The sequence below is a fragment of the Microbulbifer sp. TB1203 genome (assembly GCF_030997045.1).
Taxonomy (GTDB): domain Bacteria; phylum Pseudomonadota; class Gammaproteobacteria; order Pseudomonadales; family Cellvibrionaceae; genus Microbulbifer.
Window position 1 is genome coordinate 1137643 of record NZ_CP116899.1, and the last position, 12002, is coordinate 1149644.

The following is a 12002-nucleotide window of genomic DNA, read 5'->3' on the forward strand; positions in this document are numbered from 1 at the left end:
TTTCCGGAAACTGCTAACCTGCGCAACAATTGGCATTTGCCTCTGTACAGAAAATAATCAGAATTAAAGTAGTGGTGGTTAGTTTGGAATCTTTCAATCATCTGCTCTTATCACTGGATGGAATCCTCGGCTCCGCGCCTTGGTTCCCATGGGTGCTTTTGGGCGTCGGCCTTTTCTTTACCCTGTATCTCGGATTTCCCCAGATCCGTTATTTCCGCCACGCGGTTAAAATCACCCAGGGTAAGTATGACAAACCCAGTGATCCCGGCGACACCTCTCACTTCCAGGCCCTGGCCACAGCACTGTCCGGTACTGTTGGCACAGGCAATATCGGCGGTGTGGGACTGGCGATTTTCCTCGGCGGTCCGGCGGCGCTCTTCTGGATGTGGGTCACCGCGTTCCTCGGCATGACCACCAAGTTCGTCGAGGTGACCCTTTCGCATAAATACCGTATCAAAGCGGCGGACGGTTACTACGCGGGCGGCCCCATGTTTTACATGGAGCGCCGGCTGAACATGAAATGGCTGGCGGTACTCTTTGCCATTGCCACGGTGATCAGCTCCTTTGGCACCGGCAGCCTGCCTCAGGTAAACAATATCGCCCAGGCCATGTACGATACCTTTGGCCTGAACAAGGCCCTGACCGGCGGTATCCTGGCGATACTATTGGGCATGGTGATCATCGGTGGTATCACCAGGATTGCCAAAGTCACCTCCACCATCGTACCGGTGATGGCAGTGTTTTATGTGATCGGCGCATTGGCGGTGATCATTTACAACTACCAGAATATCATTCCGTCTTTTATTGAGGTGTTCAGCGGAGCCTTTAACGGCAGTGCCGCGGCGGGTGGCTTCCTCGGTGCCAGCTTTGCCTACGCCTTCAATCGAGGGGTGAACCGCGGTCTCTTTTCCAACGAGGCGGGGCAGGGCTCGGCACCTATCGCCCACGCCTCCGCACGGGCGGATGAGCCGGTGTCCGAAGGCATGGTTTCCCTGCTGGAGCCGTTTATCGACACCATCATCATCTGTACCCTAACGGGGCTGGTGATCCTCTCGTCCGGAGCCTGGACGGAAAAATACCTGAACCAGTTTGAGCGCGCCGACATGTTCGTGGTGGCCGGCTCTTATAGCGACAAAAATCCTGAAGATGTGGACCAGTTGTACAATTTCCTGCGCGGCAAAGAGAGCGAAGTGCAGTATTACAGTGGTTCTGTGGTGGTCGCCGACGGCAAGGCGCTGAACGAAGGGGAATTCACCCTGATCAACGCCCGCTCTGTGGCAGAGGATGTCGAATACCGGGTGGGCGAAGATAATTACAGCGGTGTGCTGACGGTAACGGAAGGCAGGTTCGCCAATCTGGATGTGGATATTTGGGGCAACTCACTGCTGCACTCGGTGGCGCTGACCAACCGCGCCTTCCAGAAGGGTTTCTTCGGTGAGTACGGCAGCCTGATCGTCACCATCGGTATTTTGCTGTTTGCCTTTTCCACCGCCATTGCCTGGTCCTACTACGGCGACCGCTCGATGATCTATCTGTTCGGCCCCAGAGCGGTAATGCCCTACCGGCTGGTGTATGTGGTGGCCTTCTTCTGGGCCGCGATCGAGGACACCACGGTGATCTGGAATCTGTCCGCGGTGACGATTGTAATTATGACGCTGCCAAACCTGTTCGGTATTTCCGTGCTGGCCAGGGAGATGAAGGATACGGTGAAGGAATACTGGAAAGATCCGAGCCACAAATAGGGACACGGTTGTAGGGGCGGACCCCGGGAACACAGAGCTCCAGCTCGGTATGCTGGCTGCAGGTCCGCCGCTGGCGCCACTTTTTCTGTGCCCGCCCTGCGGGTGTCTTCGGTGCCAAAATTTGTTTCCGACAACAGATCGACAAAAAAGGGGCAGCCAGTGGCTGCCCCTTTCTCGTTTTACCTCAACCAAAGTCAGGGGCTCGCCTGGGCCTCCAGGCTCACTCCGGAATAGGCGGAGTAAGCGCGGATACTGATGTACCAGGTACCCGCGGCTGGATTGCTGAAGCTGCAGTTCTCGTTATTGCCCGAGCTGTAGGGCCGGCAGTCATAGCTGCCGGTGGTGGGCTGTGCGCCGTAGCGTACATACAGGTCAGCGTCGCCACTGCCACCGGACATCTGCGCATTCAGCGAGGACATGCCGGAGTTCACTTCCAGGGTGAAGTGCTGCCAGGAGCCCTGGCTGCCGGACAGGTTGGTTTCCTCCCAGCCGGTGCCACCACCGCCGCCACCGCTCTCATCGAAGCTGCCCACCAGGCTTACGCCGGAGAAGCTGCTGTAGGCGCGTACCATGACATAGTAAGTGCCGGCCTGTACGTTGGAGATGGTGCAGGTCTCATTGTTGCCGCCGAGATAGGGGCGGCAGTCGTAAGTGGAAGTGGTGGGTGCAGAACCGAAGCGCACATACAGGTCTGCGTCACCGCTGCCGCCGGAGATCTGGAATGCCAGGTTGCTGGCGCCGGCGGGCACCTCCAGGGTGTAGTGGATCTCATCGCCAGTGCTGCCGAATAGGTCGGTCTCCGGCACACCGTTCTCCAGTTCGCCACCGCCGGGATTGCCGCCGCCACCGCCGCAGTTGGCAGTGGACACACCCACGGTGTCAAAAGCGCTGGTCACCGCGCTCAGGTCGTAGGACAGGTCCTCGGTGGCCGAGACCACGCCGCAGGCTGCGTCGACAAAATTGGAGCCGGAGTTCCAGTACATCTGGTTCGCGAGCACGAAGATATCGAACGCCTGCCGGGTGTCCCAGCCGCTGCTGTTGGCGATCAGGTAGAAGGCCCGGTTGAAGACACCGGAGCTGTAGTGCACGTCCATGCCGCTGTAGTAATCGGAGGCGTGGCCGATGGAACTGCCGTCCTGGGTCGGATCCTGAAAGTAGCGCAGTGCGCCGCTGCTCTTGAAGATTTCCGCTCCTACCAGCCAGTCGTTGCTGCCGCGCATATAGTACTCGGCGGCCTCACCGGCCATATCGGAGAAGGACTCGTTGATACCGCCGGGCTGGCCGGAGTACTGCAGGTTGGAATTCTGTTCGGTAAAGCCGTGGCTGACCTCATGGGCGGACACGTCCAGGCTGACCAGCGGATAGAAGGTGCTGGCGCCGTCGCCGAAGGTCATCTGGCTGCCGTCCCAGAAAGCGTTTTCATAGCTGTTACTGTAATGAACACGCATGCGCAGTTTCTGAGTCAGCGGTGAGGTACCGTACCAGTCGCTGTACATATCGAAGACCACGCCGCCGAAGAAATGGGCGTCGTTCAGCGGCGAGTAGGCGCCATTGATGGTCTTGAAGTCGTTATACGGACAGGTGAACTGGAAAACACTGCCACCGCTGGTGGCGTGGTTCAGGTTCACGGTTTCGACATTGGTGGTATCCATACGGCAGCTGTCATCCACGATCATCGCCGGATAATCGGTGCCGTACAGGTACTGGCCGGTTTTCTGGTTGCCGCCGGGACCGGTGGCCTCCTGGGCGTGGGTGATGCCCTCCCAGTGCTCCAGCACTTCGCCGGTCAGGGCGTCGATGAAGTAAAAGGGCCGGGATGGCTCATCGCCGTACTCCACCCAATTGACCAGGTAGGCGAGGCGTGCGCGATCCTGGTCATCCACATGGATATAGAGTTGCTGGCGCGGGTTCTTGGCGGCCAGCTTCAGCGCCGGCACCGAGAGCGCGCCGGTAACAAGGCCCTGCTGGACGCGGTTGTTGATGGCCTGTGACATCGCCCGCTCCAGGGCATTCTCCGCCTTGATCGAGGGCTGCACGGAGGGCACCTCGACAGTCAGGCCGGTGAGCACATCGCCGCTGACTTCCGCGGCCAGCCCCTGGCCCGATGCGCTGGTGACGGTCTGCCCCCACACCGGTATGCCCTCGTGGACCTGGCGATAGCGGGTAATGGTTTTGCCGTTGGCCAGGGTGCGGGAGCGCACTTCCTCCAATGTGACATCCGTTCCCGTCGCGGCCAGGCCCTGGACGGAAAGCATATCCGGGGTCGCCGGAATACGATCCGCAGCCTGGGCGCCGGCCATCAGGGCCAGTGAGCAGGTAATCCCTAATAGATGCTTCTTCATTGTCTTATATTCCTTGTTGCTTTTGGTTGTTCACCGGACCTCCACGGGCAGGGGGATCACCCCTGTGCGATGCTTTTCCGGCGACCGTATCCCTGCGCCGGAAAAAGCAAAGCCCCACACCCGTACAGGCCGGCTCGCTGGAATGGTCAGAATTCAGAAGACAGGCCGGAACGCCGGAAGGGGCCGCGACTGGCGACAATGGCGCTCCGCTTTCTCAAACCATAGAGTTTGCGTGTCCGGTGTTCCCGGACCGGTTAAGAGTACAGCGATTGATGGGGATTGATGATAGGAAAATTAAAAAATGGCGGAATAGTTTGTTCTTTTTGCGAATTTTTTCACATATTGAGAGGGTTATCCTTCGTTAAAGGGGCTTTTTGGTGCGTTAGTCCCATTCTGTACAAGTATAAAAAGGCCCTCGGCAGGCGCAATTCTGTCCATTAGCGCTGATGCCGGAGGCTACTCAATATTTTTTCCGCTGCGCCGATGTTTCTACACATTCAGCAACAAAAACTCCCGTTCCCAGGAGCTGATCACCCGGTTGAACTCCTCGTACTCGTCCCGCTTTATCGCGCTCCATGCGCGCACGAATTTCGCTCCGAACATTTCCGTGGCCTCCCTGCATTCCAGCAGGAGATTCAGGGCGTGTTCCTGGGTGCGGGGCAGGGTGATCGGCTCTTGAGAGCAGTCGCCCTCGTAGGGTGCGCTGGGTTCGACTTTGTTGATCATCCCCAGGTAGCCACAGGCCAGGGAGGCGGCAATGGCCAGATAGGGATTGCAGTCGGCGCCGGGGAAGCGGTTCTCCAGGCGCTTGCCCTGGGGCGAACTGTCCGGCACCCGCAGGCCGGTGGTGCGGTTGTCGTAACCCCAGTGCAGGCTCGTGGGCGCAGCCATCTCCGGGGTGAAGCGCCGGTAGGAGTTCACGTTGGGGGCAAAGAAAGAAATAAAGCCGGGGATATACTGCTGCATGCCGCCGATGAAGTGCAGGAAGATGTCATTTTCCTCGCCGCGGTCGTCCACAAAAATATTCTTGCCGGTCTCCGTATCGATGATGCTCTGGTGCAGGTGCAGCGCGCTGCCGGGCTCGTCCTCCATCGGCTTGGCCATAAAGGTGGCGTAGATGCCGTGGCGGAGGGCGGTTTCGCGCACGGTGCGTTTGAAGGTAAACACCTGGTCTGCAAGCTTCAGCGGGTCGCCGTGCAGGAAATTGATTTCCATCTGCGCGGTGCCGGACTCGTGGATCAGCGTATCCACATCCAGGCCCTGCGCCTCACAGAAATCGTACATGTCCTCGATGATCGGCTCGTACTCGTTGGCCGCGTCGATACTGTAGGACTGGCGGGTTTTCTCCGTGCGACCGGAGCGGCCCACCGGGGCGGAGAGTTTTTCGTCCGGGTCCAGGTTGCGCTTGACCAGGTAGAATTCCACCTCCGGCGCGACGATGGGTTTCCAGCCCCTGGCCGCGTATTTGTCCAGCACGAACTTGAGAATGTTGCGCGTGCTGATGGGGTGGGGCTCGCCGTCGCGGGTGTAGCAGTCGTGAATGATCTGCGCGGTGGGCTCGTTGGCCCAGGGGTTCAGGCGGATGGAGTCCGGGTCCGGCATCAGCAGCATATCGGTATCCGCCGGGTCCACCAGTTCGTTGTGCTCGTCGACATAGTCACCGGTGACCGTCTGTACCAGGATACTTTCCGGCAGGCGGCTGTCTTCGGTGAGGAATTTGTCCGTAGGGGTAAATTTGCCCCGCGCATTGCCGGACATATCGGGCACCAGGCACTCCACTTCGGAAATATCGTGTTCCGCGAGCCACTGTGTAATCTTGTCCATGTTGCACCTAGCGTGAAAAAGGTCGTCCGAGGGTAGTATAAGCATGGCCGGCAGCGCACCCCGCCACTGACTTTGATTATGTCAAGAAACCGAATTATTATTCAACTTAAATTGAGTCGTGGTTTCGGTTTTGCGCCGATGCCCAGCGTTGAGAGAGAAGCTGCCTATGACCGCCTCCGGCACAGTAACCAAACTGGTCGGCCACGTTGACTCCTATTACGCCGCCAGCGCCAATCGGGCTCCGGTATATCCGGCGCTCGAGGGTACTGTGGAGGCGGATGTGTGTGTGATCGGCGCCGGCTACACGGGCCTGTCTTCCGCTCTTCACTTGGCTGAGCGCGGCTACAAGGTGGTGGTGCTGGAGGCCGAGCGGGTGGCCTGGGGTGCCTCCGGACGCAACGGCGGTCACGTGGGCGTGGGCCAACGCCGCGGCCAGGAGGACCTGGAGAAAATGCTCGGCCGGCACACCGCCAAATGCCTGTGGGATATGAGTGTAGAGGCGGTGCAGTTGGTGGAAGCGCTGATCCACAGGCACGAGATCCGATGCGACCTGAAGCGCGGTATTATGCACCTGGCCGCGAAGCGCAGCCACAATGAGCACCTGAAAGACGAAGTGGAACTACTGCGGGAGCGTTATGGCTACGAGCAGATACGCTATGCGGACGAAGAGGAGGTCCGTTCGCTGGTGGGTTCGGAGCGCTACTTCGGGGCCCAGATCGACAGCGGTTCCCTGCATCTGCACCCACTGAATTTCGCCCTGGGGCTGGCGGACGCCGCCGCCGCGGCCGGAGTGCAGTTCTATGAGCACAGCCGGGTAACCCGTTACCTCGGAGTCTCTCCCTGCACAGTGGAAACCTCTAAAGGGCGGGTCAAGGCCGGGAAGGTGGTGCTGGCCTGCAACGGCTATCTGGGCAAACTGGAGACGCGCATGGCGGGCAAGATCATGCCCATCAACAATTTCGTACTGGCTACCGAGCCGCTGTCGGAGTCCCTGGCAAAAGAGTTGATTGCCAACGACTACGCCCTGCAGGACACCTTGTTCGTAATCGACTACTGGAAGCTCTCCGGCGACAACCGGCTGATTTTCGGCGGCGGCGAAAACTACTCTTCCAGATTTCCGCAGGATATCCGCAGCTTCGTGCGCGAATATATGCTGCGGGTTTACCCGCAGCTGGCGGACACGCAAATAGATTTCGGGTGGGGCGGTACCCTGGCGATCACCCTCAATCGCATGCCCCACCTGGGGCGCCTGGAGCCCAATGTGTTTTACAGCCAGGGCTACTCCGGCCACGGCGTACCCACCGCCACTCTTGCCGGAAAGTTGATCGCCGAAGTGATCGCGGGCACGGAGGAGCGCTTTGATATATTGGCGCAAATTCAAACACCGACCTTCCCGGGCGGTACACTACTGCGCTGGCCGGCGCTGGTGGCAGGGATGCTCTATTACAGCCTGAAAGACAAGCTGGGGCGGTGATCAATTGCAATAGTCGACGCGGGATCCTCGGCGTTTCCTTTTGTTGTTGATAATTGAACAATTATTCGGTTTGTGGGATAACAGACATTCCAGGTTTACTCGCTGGGGTACAGCTATCGGCGGTATCGGATGCGCAGCCCCCTGATAAAAACAATGACGGGGATTGGCCAATGCCTGATTCAAATAGACCTTTGCAGACAAGCAAATATACCCTTGCCACCGCTATTGGAGCCGCGATCATCGCCGGCGGCGGTGGGGCCGCGGCGGCGGAAATCGAAGAGGTGACGGTAACCGCGCAAATGCGCGCCGAATCGCTCAAAGACGTACCCATGGCAGTAAGCGCCTTTACCGGCGACACGGTCAGGAAAAGCAATCTGAGCGATTTCAAGGATCTGTTCGCGCTGACCCCCGGTGTCTCCGGGGAAACCAGCGACTCCTTCTTCGATTCGGTCTCCGTGCGCGGGGTCAACAACAACAGCTTTGGCAGCGGCAGCGATCCGGCCCTGGGCGTATTCCTCGACGGCGTCTACCAGAGCCGCACCGGCGCCACGCCCAGTATGTACGACCTGGAGCGGGTGGAAGTGGTGAAGGGACCACAGGGCACCCTGTTTGGACGCAACACCGCCTCCGGCGCCATCTCCATGGTTTCGCGCAAACCCGGCGACACTTTTGCCGGGGCAGTATCATTCGGCGCCGGCCAGTACGGGCGCCGGGAATTCGAAGGCAGCCTCGACATGCCACTGGGTGAGAGTCTGGCGGTGCGTATCGCCGGTATGCATCGGGACGAGGAAGGCCATATCGAAAACCTCGCCGGCGGCCGGGATCTGGGCGCCAGCGAGGCCGACGCAATGCGCCTCACCGCCATTTACGACGGCTTCCGGAACACCACCGTCACCCTGATGGCTCAGTACGAGGACCGCAACGGAGACGGCACCATCTATCGCGCGCTGGATACAGAAGGCGACTACGACCAGGTCTACAACGACACTACCGGCAAAGACGAATCGGAGATCGGCGATGTGATACTCACTATCGAGCACGATTTCGCCGGCGGCGCCACCCTGACCTCGATAACCGGCTATAAAACCCATAACTACACCTACGTCGAGGACTTCGACGGCACCGGCGACCCCATCGATACCTTTGTGCGCGACCAGTCCGGAGATTTCTTCAGCCAGGAATTCCGCCTGGCCTCCAACAACAGCGGAATCTTCAATTACGTGCTCGGCGCCTCCTATTATCGGGAGGATATCGATGCCTTCTTCGCCGGTGTCGATCACGAGGACTTTATCTGCGATGGCATCTACGCCGACGAGTGGGAAGCGGGGCTGGATACCTTCGACACCTGCGACAGCCTGCCCCAGGAGGCGATCGACGAATTCTTCGGCTTCGAGGGCGATCCCTGGGAATACGCACCGGGTCGCCTGTCCGTCGAGGCAGCGGACACCGCCGGCGACTACTCCGGTTGGGGCATCTTCGCCAACACCACCGTCGATTTCACCGATGCCACCAGTCTGGGCCTGGGTCTGCGCTACACCCGGGACGAAAAGACCTACGCCGTGGACTCCCCCTGGCCGGACACCTGGACGGGCGGTTGGAACTACCAGGTGATGTACACCGACGGCTCCATCACCGGGGAGGACACCTGGAGCAATATCTCTGGCCGCGCCACCCTTAGCCACGACTTCAGCGATGCGCTTACCGCCTACGCCAGCGTGGCTACCGGCTACAAGTCCGGCGGTTTTGATTATCTCTCCTACCGCGTCACCGATCCGGCCTTCGATGAAGACGCGGAGGCGTGGATGGAGGAAAACGAGTGGACAGTGGACGCCAGCAACGCTGAACCTTTCAAGTTCGACGAGGAGAAGGTGCTTTCCTACGAACTGGGCCTCAAGGCACGCCTGCTCGACAACCGCCTGGCGATCAACGCCGCGGCCTTCCAGTACACCTACGATGACCTGCAGAAGGCTTTCTTTATTGGCGCCGCCGCGGTCACCCGCAATGTGGGCGAGTCCGAAGGGCAGGGCCTGGAGGTGGATGCCCGCTGGCTAATCACCGACAACCTGGACCTCTACCTGGGCCTGGCGTGGCTGGATACAGAGTTTTCCGGCGCGCCGGAAGAGCTCTGTGGAAACTGCGACGGCAACGAAATGGCTTTCTCACCGGACTTTTCCTCCGCCACGGTGCTCACCTACAGGCGCGACACCGGCGTCGGGGAAATGTCCGTCTCCGCCGAGTACACCTTCACTGCCGAACAGTTTTCCGACCTGGAAAATACCGAGACGGTAAAACTGGACAGCCGCGATGTGATCAACCTGCGCCTGTCGCTGACCTCCCCGGAAGACAGCTGGACTGCCGGTGTCTACGTGGAAAACCTGCTCGACGAAGAGTATTACCACTGGGGCTACGCGGAGGCGCTGTACAATCTACCGGCCACCAGCACAGACCCGTCCCGCGGGCGGGTTGCCGGAGTGGACCTAGGCTACCGCTTCTGAGAGGGGCCGTAGGGGCGAACCTTGTGTTCGCTCTTGTGCCGTTGGCACTGAGGCCGGAGCCCTGAAGCCAGTTTCATGGCGCCCCTGCTACCGGGGGCTTTTTGCGGGACACGGGCTGGGCGCCCCCCCTTAATCCATCCCTGGAGGCTTGTCCGCGAGGTCCCTCTCGCAGACAAAACGGCAGGACTGCCGTTTTGGACGCCGAAGGCGCCCGAAGGGCGAGGGCCATGGATGGCCCGAGTCACAGTCCCGCAAAAAGCCCCCGGCATCAGGGTCTTCGCATTTAGACTGGTGCTTGACCGACCTTACACATTGATCGTTCCATCCCTCACAGGATGAGCCAACAGAGAACCGGCGCGGTGCGCCGGTTTTTCATTCGGGCCATCCATAACCTCACCCCGCGGACAGCCTTCGGCTGTACAAAACGGCAGTCCTGCGATTTTGTCATGGTAAACTGCGGTCCTCCGACAGAGGAAGGTGAGTTTTGTCCAACGCAGAGCAGAGAAAGCGCAGAAGCCAGCTTGCCCCCCGGCGCGAACCGGTGCAGGCCCGCGCCCGCGAGCGCACCCGGCAGATACTGGACACCACCGGGCGGTTGCTGGAAGAGGTGGGCTTGAACGATCTCACCACCATTCTGATCGCGAAAGAACTCGGCGTTTCCGTCGGCTCCCTGTACCACTACTTCCCCAACAAGCACGCCATCCTTTACGCCATGGGCGAGCAGTGGCTGGCCAGTATGACCACTGCGCTGGAAGAACTGGCCGGGGAGGACCTGGAGCAATTGTCCCTGGAGGCGTTCCTCGACCAGCTGTTGGAAAAACTGATCGCCGTCTACCGGGAGCAGCGCGGCCTGTTGCCGCTGGTGCAGGCCATGTGGGGAATTCCGGAGCTGCACGAACTGGACGAGCGCCACGACGAACTGGTGATCAGCCATCTGATGGCGATGTTCGCCCGCCTGGGTTTCACTTGTCCGCCCAACGAAATGAACCGCCTGTCCCGCGCCACCCTGGAGTGCTGCCATGCGCTCTTCCTGGTGATCGTGAACCAGAAGGGCATCCGCTCCCGGCGCACTCGCGACGATCTGCACTTGATGCTGCTCACCATGTTGCAATCCCATCGGAACGAGAGCCGCCCGGGCGGCCGCAACGACGTGGAGGCGCCGTGAGCACTCAGCTGAGCGACAAACTTGTGATCGCCATTTCCTCCCGGGCCCTGTTCAATCTCGGTGACAGCCACCGGGTGTTCGAGGAGCAGGGGCTGGAAGCTTTTGCGGCCTACCAGATAGATCACGAGAACGACGTACTGGAGAAAGGTGACGCCTTCCCGTTGGTGCAGAAATTTCTGCAGATCAACCAGCGCCTTGAGGAGCCGCGGGTGGAGGTGATACTGCTGTCCCGCAATAGCGCCGACACCGGCCTGCGGGTATTCAACTCCATCGAACACTACGGCCTGGACATCACCCGCGCGGCTTTCTGCAATGGCCAGAGCCCCTGGCGCTATATCGCGCCCTTCGGCTGCCATCTATTCCTGTCCAGCGACGGCAGCGACGTGCGTGGGGCCCTGGAACGGGGCGTGGCGGCGGCCACCCTGGTTGCCGGCAGTTCCCACGAGCGGGACGACGACACCCTGCGCTTCGCCTTCGACGGCGACGCAGTGATTTTCTCCGACGAGGCGGAGCAGATCTTCAAGCGCGACGGCCTCGCCGCCTTCGCCGCCGCCGAGCGCGCCTCGGCGCAGCAGCCCCTGGGTGGCGGCCCCTTCAAGGGATTTCTCGAGGCGTTGCAGCAGTTGCAGGCGGAGTTCGCTGCCGAATCCTGCCCGATCCGCACCGCGCTGGTCACCGCCCGTTCGGCACCGGCCCACGAGCGGGTAATCCGCACCCTGCGCGCCTGGAATATCCGTATCGACGAATCGGTATTCCTGGGAGGCCTGCCCAAGGGCGAATTTCTCCGCGCCTTCGGTGCCGATGTCTTCTTTGACGACCAGCCTGCCCACTGCGCCTCCGCGGCGGAACACGTGGCTACCGGCCACGTCCCCCACGGCGTGGCCAACGAGCCGGTATCGTAGGAGCGAAGCTCGTGTTCGCCTTTGTCTTTGGCCCCCTGAGGCTCGAACCCTGTAGCCG

7 protein-coding genes are annotated in these 12002 nt (G+C 60.3%); 5 read left to right on the forward strand and 2 right to left on the reverse strand.

Features of this window, described 5'->3' with window-relative positions:
• The first annotated feature begins 74 nt into the window (after window positions 1–74).
• Complete coding sequence (locus tag PP263_RS04890; protein WP_308367242.1) at window positions 75–1742, forward strand: AGCS family amino acid carrier protein; 1668 nt, start codon at window positions 75–77, stop codon at window positions 1740–1742.
• A 194-nt stretch (window positions 1743–1936) separates the two neighbouring features.
• Here the strand turns inward: PP263_RS04890 and PP263_RS04895 are convergent, their stop codons facing one another.
• On the reverse strand, window positions 1937–4084 hold the full coding sequence (locus PP263_RS04895) for a pre-peptidase C-terminal domain-containing protein (protein ID WP_308367243.1): 2148 nt from the start codon (window positions 4082–4084) through the stop codon (window positions 1937–1939).
• A gap of 489 nt (window positions 4085–4573) precedes the next feature.
• Window positions 4574–5908, reverse strand: a complete 1335-nt coding sequence (locus PP263_RS04900; RefSeq protein WP_308367244.1) for a glutamine synthetase family protein — start codon at window positions 5906–5908, stop codon at window positions 4574–4576.
• 166 nt (window positions 5909–6074) lie between these two features.
• Between PP263_RS04900 and PP263_RS04905 the strand changes: the two genes are divergently transcribed.
• The 4 genes from PP263_RS04905 (at window position 6075) to PP263_RS04920 (ending at window position 11944) form a co-directional block, all read left to right on the forward strand.
• Window positions 6075–7382 (forward strand): FAD-binding oxidoreductase, encoded by a 1308-nt coding sequence (locus tag PP263_RS04905; RefSeq protein ID WP_308367245.1) that lies wholly within the window; start codon window positions 6075–6077, stop codon window positions 7380–7382.
• Window positions 7383–7552: 170 nt separating this feature from the next.
• A complete protein-coding gene (locus PP263_RS04910; RefSeq protein WP_308367246.1) occupies window positions 7553–9877 on the forward strand; it encodes a TonB-dependent receptor domain-containing protein in 2325 nt (774 codons plus the stop codon).
• 484 nt (window positions 9878–10361) lie between these two features.
• Window positions 10362–11042, forward strand: coding sequence for a TetR/AcrR family transcriptional regulator (locus tag PP263_RS04915; protein WP_308367247.1), 681 nt, complete (start codon window positions 10362–10364; stop codon window positions 11040–11042).
• Window positions 11039–11944 (forward strand): 5'-nucleotidase, encoded by a 906-nt coding sequence (locus tag PP263_RS04920; RefSeq protein WP_308367248.1) that lies wholly within the window; start codon window positions 11039–11041, stop codon window positions 11942–11944. The genes PP263_RS04915 and PP263_RS04920 overlap by 4 nt, the downstream gene beginning before the upstream one ends.
• Window positions 11945–12002: the final 58 nt, after the last annotated feature.

Coding starts and splice junctions, on each gene's coding strand:
- PP263_RS04910 (WP_308367246.1), top strand. CDS start 7,553: ATGCCTGATTCAAATAGACCTTTGCAGACAAGCAAATATACCCTTGCC.
- PP263_RS04905 (WP_308367245.1), top strand. CDS start 6,075: ATGACCGCCTCCGGCACAGTAACCAAACTGGTCGGCCACGTTGACTCC.
- PP263_RS04895 (WP_308367243.1), bottom strand. CDS start 4,084: ATGAAGAAGCATCTATTAGGGATTACCTGCTCACTGGCCCTGATGGCC.
- PP263_RS04900 (WP_308367244.1), bottom strand. CDS start 5,908: ATGGACAAGATTACACAGTGGCTCGCGGAACACGATATTTCCGAAGTG.